The 20,697-nt window shown below is 55.5% G+C and carries 17 protein-coding genes; 8 read left to right on the plus strand and 9 right to left on the minus strand.

Annotated features, from left to right (window positions below; all coding sequences use genetic code 11):
* The first annotated feature begins 193 nt into the window (after positions 1-193).
* From rpmI to pstS, 5 genes are all read left to right on the plus strand, one after another.
* Entirely contained in the window at positions 194-394 is a 201-nt protein-coding gene (gene rpmI, locus CSR02_RS11055; protein ID WP_042786675.1) for a 50S ribosomal protein L35, read from the plus strand.
* A 14-nt stretch (positions 395-408) separates the two neighbouring features.
* Complete coding sequence (gene rplT / locus CSR02_RS11060) at positions 409-768, plus strand: 50S ribosomal protein L20 (RefSeq protein ID WP_003622900.1); 360 nt, start codon at positions 409-411, stop codon at positions 766-768.
* A 164-nt stretch (positions 769-932) separates the two neighbouring features.
* On the plus strand, positions 933-2,003 hold the full coding sequence (gene pheS / locus CSR02_RS11065) for a phenylalanine--tRNA ligase subunit alpha (RefSeq protein WP_099541655.1): 1,071 nt from the start codon (positions 933-935) through the stop codon (positions 2,001-2,003).
* Positions 2,004-2,006: 3 nt separating this feature from the next.
* A complete protein-coding gene (pheT, locus tag CSR02_RS11070) occupies positions 2,007-4,466 on the plus strand; it encodes a phenylalanine--tRNA ligase subunit beta (protein WP_099541656.1) in 2,460 nt (819 codons plus the stop codon).
* A 20-nt stretch (positions 4,467-4,486) separates the two neighbouring features.
* Positions 4,487-5,533: a phosphate ABC transporter substrate-binding protein PstS gene (gene pstS, locus CSR02_RS11075; protein ID WP_099541657.1), complete on the plus strand. Its 1,047-nt coding sequence runs from the start codon at positions 4,487-4,489 to the stop codon at positions 5,531-5,533.
* A gap of 97 nt (positions 5,534-5,630) precedes the next feature.
* Here the strand turns inward: pstS and CSR02_RS11080 are convergent, their stop codons facing one another.
* The 3 genes from CSR02_RS11080 to CSR02_RS11085 all read right to left on the minus strand — a co-directional run bounded on the left by CSR02_RS11080 (position 5,631) and on the right by CSR02_RS11085 (position 7,705).
* The gene (locus tag CSR02_RS11080) at positions 5,631-7,262 is read right to left on the minus strand and encodes an ABC transporter substrate-binding protein (RefSeq protein WP_306417290.1); all 1,632 of its coding nucleotides are present in this window, start codon (positions 7,260-7,262) and stop codon (positions 5,631-5,633) included.
* A 67-nt stretch (positions 7,263-7,329) separates the two neighbouring features.
* Positions 7,330-7,476 carry a hypothetical protein gene (locus tag CSR02_RS16645; RefSeq protein ID WP_167384134.1) on the minus strand — a complete coding sequence of 49 codons (147 nt, stop codon included), beginning with the start codon at positions 7,474-7,476 and terminating at the stop codon, positions 7,330-7,332.
* Positions 7,466-7,705 (minus strand): hypothetical protein, encoded by a 240-nt coding sequence (locus tag CSR02_RS11085; RefSeq protein ID WP_099541777.1) that lies wholly within the window; start codon positions 7,703-7,705, stop codon positions 7,466-7,468. The genes CSR02_RS16645 and CSR02_RS11085 overlap by 11 nt, the downstream gene beginning before the upstream one ends.
* A 271-nt stretch (positions 7,706-7,976) precedes the next feature.
* Here CSR02_RS11085 and CSR02_RS11095 point away from each other — a divergent pair, with 271 nt between their 5' ends.
* Positions 7,977-10,577 carry a cation:proton antiporter gene (locus CSR02_RS11095; protein ID WP_099541659.1) on the plus strand — a complete coding sequence of 867 codons (2,601 nt, stop codon included), beginning with the start codon at positions 7,977-7,979 and terminating at the stop codon, positions 10,575-10,577.
* A 73-nt stretch (positions 10,578-10,650) separates the two neighbouring features.
* Here the strand turns inward: CSR02_RS11095 and CSR02_RS11100 are convergent, their stop codons facing one another.
* A complete protein-coding gene (locus tag CSR02_RS11100; RefSeq protein WP_042786669.1) occupies positions 10,651-11,202 on the minus strand; it encodes an HdeD family acid-resistance protein in 552 nt (183 codons plus the stop codon).
* Between the two features lie 273 nt (positions 11,203-11,475).
* Here CSR02_RS11100 and rpsD point away from each other — a divergent pair, with 273 nt between their 5' ends.
* Complete coding sequence (rpsD, locus tag CSR02_RS11105; RefSeq protein ID WP_003622919.1) at positions 11,476-12,093, plus strand: 30S ribosomal protein S4; 618 nt, start codon at positions 11,476-11,478, stop codon at positions 12,091-12,093.
* Positions 12,094-12,192: 99 nt separating this feature from the next.
* Positions 12,193-13,740, plus strand: a complete 1,548-nt coding sequence (locus CSR02_RS11110; protein ID WP_099541660.1) for a peptide chain release factor 3 — start codon at positions 12,193-12,195, stop codon at positions 13,738-13,740.
* A 19-nt stretch (positions 13,741-13,759) separates the two neighbouring features.
* Here CSR02_RS11110 and CSR02_RS11115 read toward each other — a convergent pair whose 3' ends face one another.
* The 5 genes from CSR02_RS11115 to CSR02_RS11135 all read right to left on the minus strand — a co-directional run bounded on the left by CSR02_RS11115 (position 13,760) and on the right by CSR02_RS11135 (position 20,697).
* Positions 13,760-14,497, minus strand: a complete 738-nt coding sequence (locus tag CSR02_RS11115; protein WP_099541661.1) for a phosphohydrolase — start codon at positions 14,495-14,497, stop codon at positions 13,760-13,762.
* Positions 14,498-14,592: 95 nt separating this feature from the next.
* Entirely contained in the window at positions 14,593-15,624 is a 1,032-nt protein-coding gene (locus tag CSR02_RS11120; RefSeq protein ID WP_042786666.1) for an isocitrate/isopropylmalate dehydrogenase family protein, read from the minus strand.
* Positions 15,625-15,721: 97 nt separating this feature from the next.
* Positions 15,722-17,503, minus strand: coding sequence for an aminopeptidase P family protein (locus tag CSR02_RS11125; RefSeq protein WP_099541662.1), 1,782 nt, complete (start codon positions 17,501-17,503; stop codon positions 15,722-15,724).
* 42 nt (positions 17,504-17,545) lie between these two features.
* Positions 17,546-18,466 carry a 50S ribosomal protein L11 methyltransferase gene (locus tag CSR02_RS11130; RefSeq protein ID WP_042786664.1) on the minus strand — a complete coding sequence of 307 codons (921 nt, stop codon included), beginning with the start codon at positions 18,464-18,466 and terminating at the stop codon, positions 17,546-17,548.
* Entirely contained in the window at positions 18,466-20,697 is a 2,232-nt protein-coding gene (locus CSR02_RS11135) for an ATP-dependent helicase (RefSeq protein ID WP_099541663.1), read from the minus strand. The genes CSR02_RS11130 and CSR02_RS11135 overlap by 1 nt, the downstream gene beginning before the upstream one ends.

The following is a 20,697-nucleotide window of genomic DNA, read 5'->3' on the forward strand; positions in this document are numbered from 1 at the left end:
CTGTTGGGGAATAATGTTGCACAAAACGCAGCATAAGCAAGAAAGCTGCGCATGTGAGGCTTGAAAGTGATGGGGCTTTCCGTTAAGGGAGCGCATTCGCACACGCGTCCGGGCTTGTAGGGCATGCCCGGCCGTGGTTGGTTGCCTTAATAATTTAAGGTAACATTATCCAGATTTGTTCAGGAGTGTTGAAATGCCCAAGATGAAGACCAAGTCGTCGGTCAAAAAGCGGTTTAAAATCACCGCAACCGGCAAGGTGCTCTCTGGTCCGTGCGGTAAGCGCCACGGCCTTATCAAGCGCCCCCAGAAAATGAAGCGCTCCGCACGCGGCACGCAGACCATGACCCCGCAGGACGGCCGTACCGTCAAGCAGTGGGCCCCCTACGGGCTATAAGGAGCATCTGATTCATGGCACGTGTAAAACGGGGTGTGACCACCCTTGCTCGTCATAAAAAAGTTCTGGAACTGGCCAAGGGTTATCGCGGCCGCTCCTCCACCAACTATCGCATTGCGCTCGAACGTGTTGAAAAGGCACTGCGCTATGCTTACCGTGACCGCCGCAACAAAAAGCGTGAATTCCGCGCTCTGTGGATTCAGCGTATCAACGCTGCGGTGCGCGAACATGGCCTGACCTACAGCCGTTTCATCAACGGTCTGGACAAGGCTGGTATCGAAATCGACCGTAAGGTGCTGGCCGCCATTGCGTTTGATGATGCCGCAACCTTTGCTGAAATCGTAAAGAAGGCTCAGGCTGCTCTGGCTGCCTGATCTGCCTGTCTGATACGATAAGGTTGAAGAAAAGGCCGTCCCACGTGGGCGGCCTTTTTGCTTGGTGCCGGGGAGGGAAGATGTGGTCTTCCCTCTTGGGGCTTTTCTCCCGCTGCGAGAGATTGTATCCGCCCGGTAAGCATTTTCTCCTCGCGTGAGGTTTCATGAGCAACGATCTTGAGATTCTGCGGCAGGAAGTCCTGTCCGAACTGGCTGGCGCCACAGACCTAAAAGCATGGGATGCCGTGCGTGTTAGCACACTGGGAAAATCCGGCAGGCTGACGGCCTTGCTCAAGGCGCTGGGGAAAATGCAGCCCGATGAACGCAAAGCCCGCGGCGTGGCGCTGAACCGCCTGCGTGATGAACTGACCCGTGCGATTGAAGCCCGCGGCAAGGAACTGGAAGCCGCAGCACTGGAAGCCCGTCTGGTTGCCGAGCGGGTGGATGTTACCCTACCCCCGCCACCTGTAGAGCGTGGCTACCTGCACCCCATCAGCCGCACGATTGAAGAAATGACCGCCATTTTTGGCGCCATGGGCTTTAAGGTGGCAGAAGGGCCGGATATCGAAACTGACTGGCACAATTTCTCCGCCCTCAACACGCCCGCTCATCATCCTGCCCGCACGGATCATGATACGTTTTATCTGCCGCCACAGCCGGGGCTGGACGTTACGCGCGTGCTACGTACCCAGACATCTGGCGTGCAAATCCGTACCATGCTGGCGCAAAAGCCGCCTATCCGCGTGATTGTGCCGGGCCGCACTTATCGGGCGGATCATGATGCCACGCATTCCCCCATGTTCCATCAGTGCGAAGGCCTCGTTGTGGGCAAGGGCATTACACTGGGGCACCTTAAGGGCTGCCTAATTGAATTTTTGCGGGCGTTCTTTGGCAAGCCAGACCTGCCGGTGCGCTTCCGGTCTTCCTACTTTCCGTTTACCGAGCCTTCTCTGGAAGTGGATATTGGCTGGTCGCGCAAAACCGGTGAGATTGGAGGCGGGGAAGACTGGCTGGAAGTGCTGGGGGCAGGCATGATTCACGCCCGCGTGCTGGCTAACTGTGGGCTGGACCCGCGTGAATGGCAGGGCTTTGCCTTTGGTATGGGCATTGAGCGGCTGGCCATGCTGAAGAACGGTATTCCCGATCTGCGTTCGTTTTATGAAAGTGATATCCGCTGGCTGCGCTATTATGGGTCAGACCCACTTGCGCCCGCGCTACTGCATGAGGGGGTGTGAGGAATGAAGTTCACGCTATCTTGGTTGTATGACCATCTGGATACACAGGCCACGCTGGAAGAAATCTGCGCAAAGCTGAACCAGATCGGGCTTGAGGTTGAAAGCGTTGAAAACCGCGGTGCGGCAATTGAGCCATTTTTAACCGCGCGTATTCTGGATGCCCAGCCACACCCCAATGCAGACCGCCTTCAGGTTTGTCGGGTAGATGCAGGCCCCGGTTTTCAGGATGTGCAGGTGGTGTGCGGTGCCCCCAATGCCCGTAAGGGGCTGGCCGTTATTTTTGCGCCACCGGGCACTTATGTGCCGGGGCTGGATATTACCATCAAGGCAGGCAAAATCCGTGGTGAAGCCAGCGGCGGCATGCTGTGTTCCCTGCGTGAGTTGGGCCTTGGTGAGGAAAGCAACGGCATTGCCGAACTGCCCGAAGATACACTTCCCGGCCAGTCCTATGCTGATTTTGCGGGCCTTGATGATGTGGTGATTGACATTGCCATTACCCCCAACCGGGGCGATGCGCTGGGTGTGCGCGGCATTGCGCGGGATCTGGCCGCTGCCGGGCTGGGCACGTTGCGCCCGTGGCTGGCAGAAACGGTGGAAGGCAAGTTTGATTCCCCCGTGGTGTGGGATATTTCCTACCCGGAAGCCTGCCCCTGGGTGCTGGGCCGCACTATTCGTGGTGTAAAGAATGGCCCCAGCCCGGAATGGCTCCAGCGCAAGCTGGAAAGCATTGGCCTGCGCCCGATTTCTGCACTGGTGGATATTACCAACTATTTCTGTTTCGACCTCGGCCGCCCGCTGCATGTGTTTGATGCGGCTAAAATTGCCGGTAGCAAGCTGACTCTCTGCCGCGGTGCGGGGGAAAAGTTCCGTGCGCTGGATGGGCAGGATTATACTGTTGGCACTGAAGATTGCGTCATTGCAGATCAGGCGGGCGTGCAGTCTCTGGCCGGGATTATGGGCGGTGAGGCCACAGGTGCCACGGCAGAAACCATAGATGTGTTTGTGGAATGCGCACTGTTTGACCCCGTGAAAATTGCCCTGAGTGCCCGCCGCGTCGGCGTTTCCTCAGATTCCAGCTATCGGTTTGAGCGTGGGGTAGATCCTGCTCTGCCCGTTTCGGCTTTGGAAGCTGCAACACGCCTGATTATTGATCTGTGCGGTGGTGAGGCCAGTGAGGTTGTTTCTGCTGGGGCGCAGCCTGCATGGCAGCGTGATGCCACGTTGCGTTTTGCCCGCCTGCGCGATCTGGGTGGGTTGGACGTGCCTGCCGATGAAAGTGTGGATCTGCTGGAAAAGCTGGGTTTTGAGGTGCAGGACCGTGATGATGCGCAGGTGCGTGTCAGCGTGCCCTCATGGCGCAATGATATCGCTCAAAAGCCTGTTCTGGCACAGGGCGAAGGCATACCGGCTGATGTTGCGGCGAAGGCTGCGGAAGGTGTTGCCGCCATAGAATCAGAAAGTGACCTGGTGGAGGAAGTGCTACGCCTGAAAGGGCTGGATGCTGTACCTGCAGTGCCGCTGCCATCTGTGGTGGTTGTGCCCGAAGCAGCACTCACACCTCGGCAGGCGCGTTTGGCATTGGCACGACGTTTTCTGGCTGCACGCGGGCTAACAGAAACAGTTGGTTTCTCCTTTGTCTCGCACGAGGAAGCTGAACGGTTTGGTGGCGCGCCGGAATCTCTGCGTCTGCTTAACCCCATTGCATCTGATCTGGACCAGATGCGCCCCACACCCATGATCAACCTGTTGGCTGCGGTTAAGCACAACAGCGCACGTGGCTGGGGTGATCTGGGGCTGTTTGAAGTTGGCCCGGCGTTTGCAGAAAACGGCCAGCAGCCAGTGGTGGCTGGTGTGCGCTCTGGCCATACACCGCGTTATCCGGGGCAGGCGGGGCAGCCTGTTTCTCTCTGGGCGGCCAAGGCCGATGCGCTGGAACTGCTGCAAGAGCTTGGCGTAAACCCGGATGCACTCTCCACCACCACAGATGCACCGGGCTGGTACCACCCCGGCCGTTCTGGCGTGCTGCGGCAGGGGCCTAAAAACGTTTTGGCCTATTTTGGTGAATTGCATCCATCTCTGCTTCAGGCCGAAGGCATTGATGTGCCGGTTGTGGGGTTTGAGCTGATGCCGGATGTGGTGCCAGACCCCAAGCGTAAAAAGAAAGCCGCGCCGCGTCTTTCTGCGTTCCAGCCTGTGCGGCGTGATTTTGCATTTGTTGTGGCGCGTGATGTGCCGGGTGAAAAACTGTTGCGGGCCGTGCGGGGGGCAGAGCGCCAGCTTGTGGCGGATGTAAGCCTGTTTGATGTGTATGAAGGCCCGCATGTGCCAGAAGGGCATCGCTCCATCGGTGTGGAAGTGACCCTCCAACCCATGGATAAGAGCCTGACAGATGCAGAACTTGAGGCTGTATCTGAAAAAATTGTTGCCGCTGTTAGCAAGGCAACAGGCGCAACCCTGCGTTAAGTAGCAAGGAGCAGGGCTGTATGAAGGAAAAGCGCATCATGGCAGGCAGGGCTGAAAACATGGGTTGGAAAAAAACTGTTTTCCTGTCTGCCTTGTTGTGTGGCTTGGCGGGCGCTGTTTTGCCACAGGCACGGGCCGAGCAGATTACAGGGGCCGGGTCCAGCTTTGCCGCGCCCTTGTATCAGTCATGGTCAGCACATTCTGCGGCGCAAACCGGTGTGCAGCTTAATTATCAGACCATTGGCTCCGGCGCCGGGCAGAACCAGGTTCTGGCTGGTACAGTGGACTTTGGGGCGTCTGATGCTCCTATGTCTCATACGCGGCTGGAAGAGGGGCACCTGCTCCAGTTTCCTACCGCTATTGGGGGCATTGTTGTTACCGCCAATGTGCCCGGGGTGCCAGAAGGGGGTTTGCGCCTTACCGGCCCAGTTCTGGCCGCCATTTATGATGGATCCATCACACAATGGAATGACCCGCGCATTGCGGCACTCAATCCGGGTGTAACATTGCCAGATCTCCCCGTGGCTCCTCTGCACCGGGCAGATGGATCTGGTACAACCTATGTGTTTACAGAATATCTCGCACGGGTTTCCCCCACATGGGAAAAACAGGTAGGGCGCGGCACATCCGTTGCATGGCCTATGGGAGCTGGCGCACGTGGGAATGATGGCATTGCCGCCTACGTTAAAAATACAGAAGGCAGCGTAGGGTATGTTGAATATGCCTATGCTGAGCGGAACCATCTTTCCACGGTTGTTTTGCAAAACCGGGCAGGGGAATTTGTTGTGCCGTCTGTAACCAGCTTTATGCGTGCAGCAGAAAATGCCACGTGGGACCAGACAGACATGACAGCCTCATTATGCGATGCAGATGGAGCCGGAAGCTGGCCAATTGTAACCACCACATATGTGTTGGTGCCGCGTGAGGAAAATGAGGCAAACCACGGAAAAGCCGTAAGAACTTTTTTCCGGTGGGGGCTGACAGAAGGTGAGGATGCCAGCAAGGAGCTGGACTACGTGCCGCTGCCGGTTGTGGTGCGGGATGCAGTTTTGGAACGGCTGAAATAAACCCATATTCGGTTCATCCCGTTCATTCCATTTTCATTCTGCGGTTGTCCCACGTTTCATCCACAGATTCTGTGGATAACGTACCCGATAAGAGACGTTATTGCACCCATGCCTGAGAGAACAAAAGCTGGTTTACGGTTGTAAACAGCAGGTTTTTCAGGCGTGGGGATGTTAAAATCACGGCATCTTTTTCAATGGCCGGGGCTACGGGGGCCTGTTCCATCACCAGCCTGTCTGCTTCCTGCCACAGGGCGTTCTGTGCCTGGACAGGCAGGCTTACATCCGTTTTGGCTTTATCCATCAGGCTTTGCACATCATGATTGCAAAAGCCGGGAATATTGATGGAACTGTCTGAACCGGGATGAATATTTTCACACCCCAACAGGGCATCCAGAAAATTGGAGGCAGAGGGATAATCGGCAGACCATGATGCCACGCCAATCTGCACGTGGTTATCCGAGTTCTGCATGTAAGAAAAAGCCAGCGCACTGCTCAGCGGGCGCAGATTGGCATGGTAACCAAGATTTTGCAGCATATCCCGCACCCATGTTCCCATCGCCAGATCCACACTGGTATTGGCGGCAATTACGGTAACTTTCTGGCCGTATGTTCCGCTTTCACGCACCAGATTACGGGCTTTTTCCATGTCCACTCCACGCCACATGGGCGCGGGAGATTGGGGAGAGGCATCTTTGGTATAAAAACATTGTGTGGAGGATGCCGGCAAAGTGGAAGGCAGCATTCCACATAACGGACGGGCAATACCGGGGCCACCATATAAAATGGTCATGGCCTTGCGGTTAAGTGCGTAATTTACGGCCTGCCGCGCCTTGAGGGAAGAAAAAGGGGCCTCACGCATGTTCATGGGCAGAAAATACATGGCCGGGTGCCGTAATACATGTGTCTGGCTTGCAAAACGGCTGCCGAGTTCTCCCAGCCGGTCTAGTGGAATGGGGTCTGCCATCCAGTCATACTGCCCATTTTCCACAGCCGTTACAGCGGCTTCGTCAGGAATGCCAAAAGTGTATTCTATCCGATCAGGATAACCAGAAGGCTGGGCCTGTGCGTTCCATTCCTTGAAATACGGGTTGCGTTCCAGCTTTAAAAGTCGGTTTGGGTCATATGCTGTCAATTGGTAGGGGCCGGTGCCTGGCAGGGGCACGTTACCGGTATCATGGTCGGGCGTATTGGCTGGCAGAATAACGGCATGTGTAAAGGCCAGCTTATGTAAAAATTCCGTATCCGGTGTTGTCAGGTGGAAGGTAATGCTGCGTGTGGCAGGGTTTGCCACAACACCTTCAAGCTTGCAGCTTGCAGGTGCGCGCAGGCAGGCATCTGCTCCTTTGATGGCCCCATAAAAAGCGCCAGCGGTTGGGCTGCCCACACGGAAAATCCTGCGGAATGAGGCCACAACATCCGCGGTTGTAACAGGCTGACCATTAGAGAAAGTAATGCCTTCACGCAGGTGAAAGGTATAGGTTAGCCCACCATCTTCAGGCTGCGGAAGCTGCTCTGCCAGATCCGGCACAACCTCTGCCCCGGCCAAACCATCTGCTTTGCGGAAGGTTGTTAAGCCATCATACACACCGGCAAACAGATTGATGTATTTGCCGGTGTAATTGATCTGTGGATCCAATGTGCCGCCAGAGGATGCGGCAACCAACCGCAGAGTGCCCCCTATGTGTGGGTGTGGCGGCACAAGTGGAGTATCAGACGCATGAGCTGCCATACCTGCTTTTGTGGTGCTGGCAGCAAGCAGAACACAAAAGCAGGCAAAGCGCACCAATCTGCCTGATTTACTGGCCAGAACTCTGCTCCAAAGCCGCTTCGGGGGAAGATGATGTCATGAGCGTGCTCAGGTTTTTGTAAAGGGATGACACCATCATTATACCCACAATTATTGTGGCGATAACAATGCAGATTCGTACGAATTTACTGGTCATAACGCATGGCACCGCCGCCATAGTTGGTGGTGGAGTGCTTATACGGGTTGGTGCCCTGCTGCGGGGTAAGAGGGGGGCGATACCAACCCGGAGCCGCGCGCCCATGGTTGGAATTAGGGTGATAATAATGCCGGTGCGGCTCATGCCCACAGGCAGCAAGGCCAAACCCGGCCAGCAACAAAAGGGCGACCTTGTGAGCGCGCCGCACTGAAGAAAACTGTCTCATCATAATATCTCCAACATAGCGCTGTTTGGCGCCGCGCGCCAAGACTAAAGCGGTAGGTGCTCAATATGTGGCGTGCAAGCCATGTACCGCCACATAATGGGTGGAAAATGAGGGAATAATGAGGCCATGCCTCTGGGGAATATGGTGGGGAAAGGGTATGCCATGTTAGGGGTAACGCATATAAGGTGCGCAGGCTGCCATTTCCTTGCCTTATCATGATGATAACGGCAGGCGCAGTGTGGATGTTGGTGTTGGAAATAGGGAATAGCGTGGCATGGCGGTAACGGGTTTGGCAGCGGTACTGCTTGTTATTGCACTGCTTTTGGTGGTGGTTAGCACCGTGCAGCCCATTGCGCGCAAGCTGGAACTGTCTGAAACGGTTCTGCTGGCCATTGTGGGTATTATCATTGGTTCTCTGGCAGATGTTGTCTTGCGCAGCACCCACAGCACGGCCCTTAATGGCATTGCAGAAGCACTGCTTGATTTCCCGCTGAATAGTGAAGAGTTTCTACTTATCTTTTTGCCTGCGCTGGTGTTTCAGGGCGCGCTGGCCATAGATGTGCGCCGCCTCGCGCATGAAACAGGCACTGTTTTGCTGCTGGCTGTGGTGGCCGTGGTGATTGCCACAGCTACTATTGGCTTTGCGCTATACCCATTTGCCCAGATGCCGCTGGTGGTCTGCCTGCTGCTTGGCTCTATTGTGGCCACCACGGATCCGTCCGCCGTGGCGGGTATTTTCCGTGATATTGGTGCTGCAACACGCCTGACCCGGCTTGTGGAAGGTGAGGCGCTGCTGAACGATGCCGCCGCCATTTCCATCTTTTCCATCCTTTTGCCGTCTGTCACGCTGCACAAGGCCATCCATCTGGGTGATGCGCTCATCTCGTTTGTGGTTTCCTTTGTGGGGGCGCTGATTGTCGGGGTGGTTGTTGGGCGGCTGACATTGGTCATGATGTCTGCCATTGCCAGTTCGGCGGCGGAAATTACGCTTACTGTCGCGCTGCCTTACGTTGTGTACATCCTTTCAGATGAAATTCTGGGGGTTTCCGGGGTGGTGGCCACAGCGGCAGCCGGGCTTACGCTCTCTGTTTACGGGCCTTCCACCATTCGGCCGCAAACGTGGTTGTTTCTCAATCAGCTTTGGCAACAGTTGGTGTTCTGGGCGGGGTCCTTGGTGTTTGTGCTGGCCTCCATGCTGGTGCCGCGCCTGCTGGTGGGCATGACCCGGTGGGACTGGGTGCTTATTCTTATTGCCAGCGTGGCTGGTTTGGTGGCGCGTGCAGCCGTGGTGTTTGGCATGTTGCCTTTATTGGCATGGACACGCCTTTCTCCCCCCGTGCCAACACCGTTCAAGGTAACAATGGTGTGGGGTGGTTTGCGCGGGGCCATTACGTTGGCGCTGGCCTTGGCTGTTACGGAAAACGAGCATGTTTCCACTCCTGTTGCGCATTTTATCGGGATTATTGCCACCGGGTTTGTGCTGATCACGCTGCTGGTTAACGGCACCACGCTGCGGTCTCTTGTGCTGTTTCTCAAGCTGGACCGGCTTTCCCCCATTGATGAGGCCATGCGCCATCAGGTGCTCAGCATTGGGCTGGGCAATGTCTGTAATCGCGCCAAGGAATTGGGGGATGAGCTTGGTTTTAGCGCAGATGCCACACGCTCGGTTGTGGATCATCTGGCGCGCCGTGCGGAGGAAGAGCAGGCCGCTAACGAGTTTGACCGTGCGCTCTCCGATATCCAGCGCGTTAATCTGGCGCTGATTACCATAGCCAGTCAGGAACGCTCCATGCTGTTGGACCTGTTCCGCATGCAAGGGCTTTCCCGCCGGGTGATGGAAACGCTGTTGCGGTCTTCTGAAGCAGCTATTGATGGTGCACGGTTGGAAGGGCGTTTGGGGTATGTGCGGGCATTGCGCAAGCGGCTGAGCCCCTCTCTACGCTTCAAACTTGCGCAGTGGGTGCATAATCATTTGCGTCTGGATCGGCCGCTGATGTTGTGCATGGCGGAACGGTTTGAAATGCTAATGGTGGCGCATTTTATTTCCATCTCGCTCACACGCTTCATGCACGAACGGCTGGAACCCACGCTGGGGAGCCGTATTGGAGAAATTGTGGCCGAGGTGCTCTCTCGCCAGCGCAAGTTGCTGGATGAGGCACTGGAAACCCTGCGGCTGCATTATCATGGCTATGCCGAGGCGCTGGAAAACCGCATTTTCCGCCAGATAGCCCTGCGTCTGGAAAGCGAGGAATATACCACTCTGCTGGCAGAATCCTTGATCAGTGATGAGCTGAGCCGGGAACTGCTCAAAGAGCTGGAACGCCGCAGGCATCGTCTGGTCAAGCGGATGAGCTTTGATTTGCGCAGTGGTATAGAAGACCGGCTAAAACATGCCGCCATCTTCAAGGGGCTGCCCGGGGCGGAACTGCATGATCTGGCCACCACAACATCTCTGCGCTTTGTGGCTCCGCAGGAGGTTATTTGCCGAAAAGGGCGCAAAATGCGCGCTATCTATTTTATCAGTGCCGGTCTGGCAGAAAGCCACGTGGCCGGGGCAGATGTGCTGTATGGCGCGGGGGATCTGATAGGCGCGCAGGAAGCTCTGCATAACTGGCGGTGCCCCGGCACCATTCGTGCCGTGCAGTTTGGGCATTTCATGGTCATTACAGCCAGCCGCTTCAAACGTCTGATAGAAGATTACCCCATAGTGCTGGAAAATATTCAGGGCATTTTGCGTAAGCGGGAAGCAGGAGAGCGGCCAATAGCTCTTTTGCCGGGGGCTAATCGGAAGGTGGAGGATGATGCCGGTAAGGATGCGCTTATGCTACTGGCCCCAAAAGAGGATGCACCACCACCGCCGGATGAAACAAAATAGTTCTGGCATGTAGATATAAAAAATGGCGTGGACCTGTAAGCTCCACGCCATTTTTATATTTGTGTTGTAAAATTTACAGGCGGGTAATGGGTGGGGGCACAGAGTTGCTCTGGCGCAGGGCCAAGCCAATTTGTAGCCAGCTTATGCCACTTACAATCAGTTCTGCGCCCACAAACGTGCCAATCAGCCACAGGCCAGACCACGGCAGGGTGAAGTAAAGACACAGGCCCACCAGCAGGCTGATAAGCCCACTGCCCAGAATAATGCCCCAGCCGGGCATGCCGCGTGCTTGCAGGGCCAGAACACAGCGCAGTACCCCCACAACCACAAAGCAGGCAGATACAAAAATGGTAATGGCCACAGAACCGGTGGCAGGTTCTTTTATAAGAAGGTAGCCACCAGCTGCATAAAGCAGCCCGCACAACAGGGAGAACATAAAGCCGCCCCAATCCCGCACGGCAAAAGCATGCACCAGCTGCATAATGCCCGCCACAATGAGCAGCGCGCCAATAAAGATGGTACTGGCAAGGGTAACGGAAACAGCATCAATACAGGCAATAAAACCCAATATGATCAGGGCGAGGCCCAACCCCACAAATAGCCCCCATTTTTTGGCAAATGGCATGCTAAGCAATCCTTTCTGTTCAATTTTGTGTTCCAATGTTCACGACTATGCACTGCAGAATAGAAGAAAGCGCAATGGAAAAAGTTGACACTGCGCCCGGGGTTTCGTAATTCCTGCCTCCATTGCCGGGAATGTGGACAAATCGGCCAGTAGGGGAACATGCCCCGCTGGTAATACGGTTTGCGCCCGCTCCGATCCGTGGTGGACGGAGACTACCGGTGTAACGACGGACATCCGCCCGATGTTCCGCCTGTTAAGAGAGAAGAGCGCACTATGAGCAAGCGCCTTGAGAGCAAGTATAAAATTAACCGTCGCCTTGGTGTAAACCTGTGGGGTCGCGCCAAATCTCCGGTTAACCGTCGCGAATATGGTCCGGGCCAGCATGGCCAGCGCCGTAAGGGCAAGCCGTCTGACTTTTCCGTTCAGCTGATGGCCAAGCAGAAGCTGAAGGGTTACTACGGCAACATTACAGAAAAGCAGTTCCGCCGCTATTATCAGGAAGCCGTGCGCCGCAAGGGTGATACGTCTGAAAACCTGATCAACCTGCTGGAACGCCGCCTGGATGCCGTTGTGTACCGCATGAAGTTTGCGATCACGCCGTTCGCTTCCCGTCAGTTCATCAGCCACGGCCACATTCTGGTTAACGGCAAGAAGATGAACATTCCTTCCTACCTCGTGAAGGATGGTGACGTTATCGAAGTGCGTGAAAAGTCCAAGCAGCTGGCTATTGTTCTGGATGCCGCACAGTCTTCCGAACGCGATGTGCCGGAATACATGGAAGTGGATCATCGCCAGATGAAGGGCACGTATCTGCGTGGCCCGCAGCTTTCCGATGTGCCGTATCCGGTGCAGATGGAACCGAATCTGGTGGTTGAATACTACTCCCGCTAATCGGCGGTTAGGTTCGTTTTATGCCGCGCCGGGTGGAGGGGTTTCCCTTCATCCGGCGTTTGCCGTTTTTACTCATGTTTGTTTCGGAACAGAGCCCTTATGTCTGATACCGCATCCGCCCCGCTTAGCAGTGACATTACCCGCCGCCGGACCTTTGCTATTATCTCGCACCCGGATGCCGGTAAAACCACGCTGACAGAACGGATATTGAGGGCAGGTGGGGCTATTCAGATGGCGGGCAACGTGCGCGCCAAGGGTGAACGCCGCCGCACACGGTCTGACTGGATGGGCATTGAGCGGGACCGTGGGATTTCCGTTGTCAGCTCGGTCATGACGTTCGATTACGGCGGCTGCGTGTTCAACCTGCTTGATACGCCCGGACATGAAGACTTTTCCGAAGATACTTATCGTACCCTAACAGCCGTTGATTCCGCCGTCATGGTGATTGACGCCGCCAAGGGTATTGAAGACCGCACACGCAAACTGTTTGAGATTTGCCGCCTGCGCGATATTCCGATTGTTACCTTCATCAACAAGATGGACCGTGAGGCGCAGGATCCGTTTGCCCTGCTGGATGAAATTGCATCATCCCTCGCGCTGGATACATCACCCGCCACATGGCCGGTTGGGCGTGCGGCCACGTTTGTTGGTACGTACGATATTCTCACCAAAAAGCTGCACACAACGGTTGAGCTACCGGAAAATGATGCCCGCCTTGTGCAGATGCGTGAGGAGCTGGAACTGGTGGAAGCCGCGCTGCCAGAGTTTGATAAAGAATCCTTCGATGCCGGGCACCTTACCCCCGTATTTTTCGGGAGTGCCATCAAGGAAATCGGGGTGACCGATCTGCTAGATGCACTGGTGGCCTTCGGCCCGCCACCGCGTGACCAGGCCGCAGAAACCCGCGTGGTAAAGGCCACGGAGCCAAACATGACGGCGCTCGTGTTCAAGATTCAAGCGAATATGGACCCCAACCACCGTGACCGTATTGCCTTTGCCCGTATCTGTTCTGGCAAGCTCAGCCGCGGTATGCGCCTGAAGCACACGCGTACGGGCAAAAGCTTTGCCGTGCATACGCCGCAGTTCTTTTTTGCGCAGGACCGGCATCTGGCGGAAGAAGCCTTTGCAGGTGATGTGGTGGGTATTCCCAACCACGGCACCTTGCGTATTGGCGATACACTGACGGAAGGTGAAGATATCCAGTTTACCGGCGTGCCACACTTTGCCCCGGAAATCCTGCGCCGTGTACGGCTGGATGATGCCATGAAGGCCAAAAAGCTCAAACAGGCGCTGGTGCAGTTGGCAGAAGAAGGCGTGGTGCAGCTATTTCGCCCGCAAGATGGTGCGCAACCCATTGTTGGGGTGGTGGGTACCTTGCAGCTTGATGTGTTGCAATCTCGCCTGAAAGCAGAATACGGCGTGGCCATTGGCTTTGATTCCACACCTTATTCTCTGGCACGCTGGATTACCGGCCCGCGTGAGAAAATTGAGGCTTTTGCCGCAGCACATCGCTCCGCTATGGCGGATGATCTGGATGATGATCCGGTATTTCTGGCTACCTCAGCGTTTATGATGCGCCGTACAGAAGAGCAGAATCCAGATATCAGTTTTCATGATATCAAACAGATTGGCATAGAAATTAAATAAGCAATGTATTTGCCGCGTATTACAAAATGCGCGGCATTCTGCCTTTTGCTTCATGCTGTAAAAGATACTGGCTGGTGGGCAAAATGGCGTTTTGTGCCATCCATGTTGCTATGTTCTGGGCAGGCACACAAGCCAGTTGGTCATATTCCCTGTTAGCATGGTGTTCCCAGCTTTCTTTTACGTTTTTAAAGGAAAGCGGGGTTTTGATCATAAGCCCAATATCCAGCACGCGGGTTTTGGGGTGCCTCACCGCCATAATTGGGCGGCTGACCTGGAGACTTTGTGCATCCAGCCCCAGTTCTTCCTTGGCTTCGGCCAGAATCTGCTCGGCCAGATGCACACTCTGTGTGTTTGTGCGTTTTTCAATGCTGCCAGCAGGTGGGCTTTGCCAGAAATTTCCCTGATAGATGGATGAAGGGTGACGCCGGCCCAGCACATATCCTTCTGGCGTGCGCAACAGCCCCACAACAGCCAGAGGTTGCAGGCGCAGATACGCAAAAAGTGCAGGATTCTTCATTTGCGCAAAGACGCGGCGATATTCTGTCCAGTAGCCTTTAATAGCTGTGCGCGTTACGCGGGAAGCTGAAAACACACAGCCATTAAACAGAGCCGGCGTGGCCTTACAGGCTTGTTGCCATAGGCGCGTGATTTCCTGCTCAATATCAGCCGAAACCGCCGGAGGTGGTGGTTCCACATCAATGCGGAAGCAATCAGAAAGGGGCAGGGCAGGCCACAGGCCACCAAAAGAACGGGTCATGCCTTACCCTAATGCGATGTATGGCCAAAAGAAAAGGGAGCCATAAGGCTCCCTCTCCATCGCAATCGGTTTTTGAACAGCCGGAATGCAAAGTATCAGGCAACAGCCTGTTTCAGAGCTGCCGTCAGATCCTTTGTGGAGGCATTGCCGCCCAGATCCTTCGTGCGCACCGTACCGTTGGTGATAACCTTTTTGATACCGGCATCAATACGGTCAGCCAGATCATTCCGGTTTACATGGCGCAGCATCATAACGGCTGCCAGCAGCAGAGCCAGCGGGTTGGCAATGCCTTTGCCTGCGATATCAGGCGCAGAACCGTGCACGGCTTCAAACACAGCGGCTTTTTCACCAATGTTTGCGCCCGGTGCCATACCCAAACCACCAACCAGACCGGCCGTAAGGTCAGAAAGGATGTCACCAAACAGGTTGGTGGTCACAATCACATCAAACTGCCACGGGTTGATAACAAGCTGCATGGCGCAGGCATCTACAATCCGTTCATTGAATTCAATGCGGCCCTTATATTCTTCTGCAACCTTGCGGCCTTCTTCAAGGAACAGGCCTGTCAGCAGTTTGAGGATATTGGCCTTGTGAACAATGGTCACCGTTTTACGGTTGTTCTTGACCGCATATTCAAAGGCGAATTTTACAATCCGGCGACATTCTGCGCGGGAGTTAAAGCCGGAGCTCAGCGCAATGCCTTTGGGGTCTTCACCCACCGGAATGTAGTGTTCCATTGCTGCGTAATAACCTTCAAGGTTTTCACGGAACAGAACAAGGTCGATATCATCAAACCGACCACCGGGAATGATGGTTTTGGTTGGGCGCAGGTTGGCAAACAGGCCAAATTCCTGACGCAGGGTTACGTTGATGGATTTGAACCCACCACCAACAGGCGTTGTCAGCGGGCCTTTCAGGGCCAGGCCCGTGCGCCGGATGCTTTCAATTGTCTGTTTGGGCAGCGGGTCATTTACCGCGTCCACACCCGCCATACCGGCCAGCTGGCGATCCCATACAAATGGGGCACCAACGGTATCCAGAATTTCGGTAACTGATTCAACAATTTCAGGGCCGATGCCATCACCTGCAATAAGAGTGGCTGGAATGGTCTTGCTGTCTGTCGTCATTCTGAGAAGCTCCCTTCAACTTCGTAGCCTGTTTTGCGCCCGTTTTACGGTGCACGCGATTCTCAATTTCGTGACCAGAGGGGAAAGACTCCGTCTCTCACGCCCTCTTGAGAGGTGCGCATGCCGTTTTCAGCCATTTCTGTGCATCAGATGGCAGGTGAGGGCCTACCTGATCCAAGATTTGAGCATGGTACGCATCCAGCACGGCCGTATTTTCCGGGCCTAACAGGGCCGGGTCAATCAGCCGCCTGTCAAAAGGGGCCAATGTAAGGGTTTCAAATTCCAGAAAAGCACGCTCAGAATCTGTCGTATGATCGGGGCGGACCATCACCAGTGTTTCCAACCGGATGCCGTAAGCGCCGGGTTTGTAAAATCCGGGCTCGTTGGAAATCACCATGCCTTCCTCCAACGCAATGGGAGAGGGCATTTTGGAAATACGGGCGGGCCCTTCATGCACGGAAAGAAAACTGCCAACGCCGTGGCCAGTGCCATGATCATAATCCAGCCCGGCCTGCCACAGGTCAAACCGCGCCAGTGCATCCAGCGCATGGCCTTTGGTGCCAACCGGAAAACGTGCACGGCCCAAGCGCAGATTGCCTTTCAGCACGCGGGTAAAGACGTCTTTCAGGCTAGCAGGAGGGGCATTGGGGCCCGTCCAGACTGTACGGGTCACATCTGTTGTGCCTTCAGGGTACTGGCCGCCGCTATCAATCAAATAGACTTCGTCGTCGTGTAATTTCCGGTCACTTTGCGGCGTGACACGATAATGAATGATTGCGCCATTGGGGCCAGAGCCGGAAATGGCGGGAAAAGATTCTTCCCGGTAGTCCTTGCCTTCAGCCCGGAAGGCATCAAGCCGTTTGGCGGCTTCAAGTTCTGTGCAGTTGTGGCCTTTTGTATCCAGCCAATGCAAAAAACGGCACAGGGCCACGCCATCTCGCAGATGGGCTGTGCGCATGCCAGCCTGTTCCACCTTGTTTTTGCACGCTTTGGGCAGCAGGCACGGATCTGGTGTTTCCTGCACGGTTGCACCATACCGGGTAAGGGTTTGGCCAAACCAGACAGCATTGCTGGCAGGATCAACCCCAACGGTTTTACCGTTGAGCGTTGCTAGAACCTGCTCCATATCCTGCGGCGCGTGAACACGCACAGAAGTGCCGAGCCAGTCTTTGATATTTGTCGAAACTTTTTGTAGTGCAATAAACAGATCAACCGAGCTGTTTGCGTGCACCAGTGCAAATGCCAGCACCACAGGTGTGCAGGGGATATCGGAACCACGAATATTCAGTAGCCATGCAATAGAGGCTGAATCACTTAAAACCGCAGCATCCTGGCCATTCTGCGTAAGAATTGCAGAAATCTCCTGCCGCTTTTGAACAGAGCTTTTCCCCGCAAAAGCAAGGGGATGTACACAGGCTGGTGATGCGGGAAATGCAGGGCGGTCTGCCCAGATATCATCTACCAGATTGCGCGTGGTGGGTACCAGTTTCACCCCACTTTGGGCTGCGAACGGGCGCAGTTCCGCAACACTCATAACGCGCGGATCATACCCCACGCGGGTTTCCGGTTTGGTTTGCTCTTTCAGCCATAAGGCGGGCGGTGTCTGGCTAATATGCAGGCGTTGCCAGCAAGTGCCATCTACCTGCTGATCCATTTGGGTAATGTAGCGTCCATCAGAAAACACGGCGGCTGTGTGCGGTAGTACAATGGCGGTGCCTGCGCTGCCTGTAAAACCTGTTAGCCATGCCAGACGCTCTGCGCAGGCTGGCGTGTATTCCCCCAAAAATTCATCGCTATGGGGCACAATCAGGCCATCCAGCTCTTCGCGTTGCAGGAGGGTGCGCAGTGCGGCAAGACGGGTAGAAGATGCAGACGCCATGAAAACCGTGTCCTGAAATAACGTAGGAAAAGATAAAGCTGCTTAGGCTGTTTTGCGGATAGGAAGATTGGGGCGGCGCAGGATAAGGGTGGCCCATTCTCCCTCCACCAATTCCTGCTCCAACACCAAACCCTGCCGGCGGTGTGCTGCCAGCACCATGCGCACCTGTGTGCGCAGCAACCCGGCCAGAATAACTGTGCCACCGGGGGCCAGATACCGCGCCAGATCCTTGGCCATCAGGCATAAGGGGCGTGCCAGAATATTGGCAAAAACCAGATCAAACGGGGCGGCTTTCCAAATGGCAGGGGTTTTCCAGCCATTGCCCAGCCGGCATGTCATGGCGCGCCCCAGCTGGTTACGCTTGGCATTTTGTGCCGCTACACGCACAGACCACGGTTCAATATCCACAGCCAGGACGTTCTGGTGCAATAATGCCGCAGCAGCCATGGCCAGAATACCGGTGCCACAACCCAGATCCAGAATACGGCGCGGGTGGCGATAAGCCACACGTTCCAGCGCACGCAGGCACCCGCGGGTAGAACCATGCTCGCCAGATCCAAAAGCCACGCCCGCATCCAGTGTCAGCACAATGCGCGTGGCATTTTTGGAATCGGGCAAATGCGTGCCACGCACCACAAAGCGGCGGCCCACTTCCTGTTCGGGAAAAGCCTCATACGTGCGGGCCAGCCAGCCTTCGGCTTCTGTGCTGGTGCGTTCCAGCGGGGCACTGACACCACTGGTGAGTTCTGCCAACGCAAGGGCTGCTGCCAGTTCATCTTCCCGGTGGCCGGTGTCTTTTACACCTTCCACCCGCCATTGGGTGCCTTCGGGGTTGGCTTCAAAAATGCCAACTGTGGCGCATACGCTGCCAATGGCGTTTTCGTAAGCTTCCACCGCCGCTTCCGGCACAGTGACAGAAATGGTTTCAAGGCTGGTGGCATGACGGCGGGAAGGAGGAGCCATTAGATTTTCTCGATAAAGGATGAAAGAAGACGTTTGGTGCCAACAGAATCAAAAGACACTTCAACATGGTGCCGATCTGCTGAAATCACGATACCTTCGCCAAAGCGGGGGTGGCGCACATGGTCGCCCAGTTGCAGAGCTGGTGCGGCCTCCAGCATGGGGTCTTTTCTACGGCGGGCAATAAGGGGGCCGTTATCAAATACGGATTCGGACAGGTTAAGCCCCTGCCGCTGGAATGTGCTGCCTTCATCATGGCGCAGCACGTGCTCATCTGGCAGTTCATCCAGAAAGCGGCTGGGCATGGAGGGCTGCCAGTTGGCGTAAATACGCCGGCGGCCAGCATGAAAGATAATGGCCTCCTGCCGGGCACGTGTAATGCCCACATAAGCCAACCTGCGCTCTTCCTCCAACCCTTTCAGGCCGCCTTCATCCAGCGTGCGTTGGGAAGGGAAAACGCCTTCCTCCCATCCGGGCAGGAATACCGTATCAAACTCCAGCCCCTTGGCGCCGTGTAGCGTCATGATGGACAGGTAATCATCCTGCCCGTTTTCATCATGATCCATAACAAGAGCAACGTGCTCCAGAAACTCGCCCAGAGTTCCAAAATCGGCCAGTGCGCGCGTCAGTTCTTTCAGGTTTTCCAACCGCCCCGGTGCATCGGGGGAGCGATCCTGCCGCCACATGTCCAGATACCCGCTTTCTTCCAGCAGGTGTTCTACGGCCACTACATGTCCTTCGCGCGCCAGAATATCGCGCGTGCTGGCAAAGGCTTCCATCAACTGGCGTAAATGGGCGGCAGATTTTCCTTTAAGGGCGTTATCTTCCAGCAGTTTTTCCGTGCCGCCTGTAAGGGGCAGGTTATTGGCGCGTGCTGCTGCATGTAGCTTTTGCAGCCCGGCCGGGCCAACACCACGTTTGGGCACGTTGATAATGCGTTCAAAAGCCAGATCATCCACTGGTTGGCTTAATACGCGCATATAGGCCAGTGCATCACGTATTTCTGCGCGTTCATAAAAACGCAGCCCGCCGACAATGCGGTAAGGCAGGCCCATTTGCATCAGGCGCTCTTCAAACGCGCGGGTTTGAAAGCCCGCACGTACCAGAATGGCCATTTCGTTCAGGGCATGACCTTGCCCGCGCAGTTTCTCGGCGTGTTCGCACACCATGCGGGCTTCTGTATCCGAATCCCAAACACCAGTGACGCTAACCTTTTTACCTTCTGCATCTTCTCGACCGGGGCGGAGTGTTTTGCCCAGCCGTTCGCTATTATGGGCAATAAGCCCTGCGGCAGCCCCCAGAATATGCCGGGTGGAGCGATAATTGCGTTCCAGCCGTACAACCTTGGCGGAGGGGAAATCTTTTTCAAACCGCAGAATGTTTTCAACTTCCGCGCCGCGCCATGAGTAGATGGACTGATCATCATCCCCCACACAGCAGATATTGGCTGGGCCTTCGGCATGTTTGGCCAGCAGGCGCAGCCAGAGATACTGAATGGTGTTGGTATCCTGATACTCGTCCACCAGAATGTAACGGAACAGGCGGTGATACTGGGCTAGCACATCTGGCCGTGTGCGCAGGATCTCGGTCACATGCAGCATCAGGTCACCAAAATCGCAGGCGTTTAGCTGCTTCAGGCGGGCCTGATACGCGGTGTAAATGGCGCGGGCATGGCCATTGGCAAAGTCCGAATCCTCGGTGGGGGTAATGCGCTCGGGGGTTAGCCCACGGTCTTTCCAGCGTTGGATCACGCCTAAAAGGCCCGGTGCTGGCCAACGTTTGATATCAATCTGCCACGGTGCCATCACCTGTTTAAGCAGGCGTAGCTGATCATCCGTATCCAGAATGGTAAAACTTTGTGTCAGCCCCACATATTCCGCATGGCGGCGGAGCATACGCGCGCATAGGGCATGAAATGTGCCCAACCATAACCCTTCTGCCGGACTGCCCAAAAGCAGGCCGATACGCTCACGCATTTCGCGCGCAGCTTTATTGGTAAAGGTTACTGTCAGGATCTGCCACGGCTTGGCGCGGCCCGTAAGCAGGATATGCGCAAAGCGGGTGGTTAAAACCCGTGTTTTGCCTGTGCCAGCACCAGCCAGCACAAGCAGAGGGCCATCCGTTGTTTCAATAGCTGCGCGCTGTTCGGGGTTGAGACGAGCCAGATAACTGTCACCCGAGGCAGACGGAGATGAAAAAAGCGGGGCGGAGGGGTGTTCGGACGTATTCACCAT

The sequence above is a fragment of the Acetobacter pomorum genome, from assembly GCF_002738225.1.
Lineage (GTDB): Bacteria > Pseudomonadota > Alphaproteobacteria > Acetobacterales > Acetobacteraceae > Acetobacter > Acetobacter pomorum.

Excerpts from the sequence above, each read along its gene's own strand:
- CSR02_RS11100 (WP_042786669.1), bottom strand. The coding sequence starts at position 11,202 with ATGCCATTTGCCAAAAAATGGGGGCTATTTGTGGGGTTGGGCCTCGCC.
- CSR02_RS11130 (WP_042786664.1), bottom strand. The coding sequence starts at position 18,466 with ATGGCTCCTCCTTCCCGCCGTCATGCCACCAGCCTTGAAACCATTTCT.
- CSR02_RS11120 (WP_042786666.1), bottom strand. The coding sequence starts at position 15,624 with ATGACGACAGACAGCAAGACCATTCCAGCCACTCTTATTGCAGGTGAT.
- CSR02_RS16645 (WP_167384134.1), bottom strand. The coding sequence starts at position 7,476 with ATGACCAGTAAATTCGTACGAATCTGCATTGTTATCGCCACAATAATT.
- CSR02_RS11125 (WP_099541662.1), bottom strand. The coding sequence starts at position 17,503 with ATGGCGTCTGCATCTTCTACCCGTCTTGCCGCACTGCGCACCCTCCTG.
- CSR02_RS11095 (WP_099541659.1), top strand. The coding sequence starts at position 7,977 with ATGGCGGTAACGGGTTTGGCAGCGGTACTGCTTGTTATTGCACTGCTT.
- CSR02_RS11110 (WP_099541660.1), top strand. The coding sequence starts at position 12,193 with ATGTCTGATACCGCATCCGCCCCGCTTAGCAGTGACATTACCCGCCGC.
- rpsD (WP_003622919.1), top strand. The coding sequence starts at position 11,476 with ATGAGCAAGCGCCTTGAGAGCAAGTATAAAATTAACCGTCGCCTTGGT.
- CSR02_RS11115 (WP_099541661.1), bottom strand. The coding sequence starts at position 14,497 with ATGACCCGTTCTTTTGGTGGCCTGTGGCCTGCCCTGCCCCTTTCTGAT.
- rplT (WP_003622900.1), top strand. The coding sequence starts at position 409 with ATGGCACGTGTAAAACGGGGTGTGACCACCCTTGCTCGTCATAAAAAA.
- pstS (WP_099541657.1), top strand. The coding sequence starts at position 4,487 with ATGAAGGAAAAGCGCATCATGGCAGGCAGGGCTGAAAACATGGGTTGG.
- CSR02_RS11085 (WP_099541777.1), bottom strand. The coding sequence starts at position 7,705 with ATGATGAGACAGTTTTCTTCAGTGCGGCGCGCTCACAAGGTCGCCCTT.
- rpmI (WP_042786675.1), top strand. The coding sequence starts at position 194 with ATGCCCAAGATGAAGACCAAGTCGTCGGTCAAAAAGCGGTTTAAAATC.
- pheT (WP_099541656.1), top strand. The coding sequence starts at position 2,007 with ATGAAGTTCACGCTATCTTGGTTGTATGACCATCTGGATACACAGGCC.
- CSR02_RS11080 (WP_306417290.1), bottom strand. The coding sequence starts at position 7,262 with ATGGCAGCTCATGCGTCTGATACTCCACTTGTGCCGCCACACCCACAC.
- CSR02_RS11135 (WP_099541663.1), bottom strand. The coding sequence starts at position 20,697 with ATGGTGAATACGTCCGAACACCCCTCCGCCCCGCTTTTTTCATCTCCG.
- pheS (WP_099541655.1), top strand. The coding sequence starts at position 933 with ATGAGCAACGATCTTGAGATTCTGCGGCAGGAAGTCCTGTCCGAACTG.